Source organism: Winslowiella iniecta (assembly GCF_001267535.1).
In the GTDB taxonomy this organism is placed as follows: domain Bacteria; phylum Pseudomonadota; class Gammaproteobacteria; order Enterobacterales; family Enterobacteriaceae; genus Erwinia; species Erwinia iniecta.
Genome location: NZ_JRXE01000085.1, coordinates 1 through 251, shown reverse-complemented (window position 1 = coordinate 251; position 251 = coordinate 1). Strand labels below are relative to the sequence as shown.

General features: G+C 46.2%; 1 tRNA gene. It reads left to right on the top strand.

Annotated elements, in window-relative coordinates:
* The first annotated feature begins 34 nt into the window (after positions 1 to 34).
* Positions 35 to 110: transfer RNA gene (locus tag NG42_RS21720), tRNA-Ala, on the top strand.
* Positions 111 to 251 lie beyond the last annotated feature (141 nt).

Sequence of the window (251 nt, the reverse complement as noted above, 5' to 3'; positions counted from 1 at the left end):
GAGTGGTAGTAGATGGTCTCTGCAGTAACTGTATGGGGCTATAGCTCAGCTGGGAGAGCGCCTGCCTTGCACGCAGGAGGTCAGCGGTTCGATCCCGCTTAGCTCCACCATACTGTTTACTAAAAATACTTCAGAGCAAACCGGTAACGGTATGCTGCGAAGTATTATGCTCTTTAACAATCCGGAACAAGCTGAAAATTGAAACGACATGTCGTCTCATTTCTCCGTAATAAGAAATGAATCACGATATG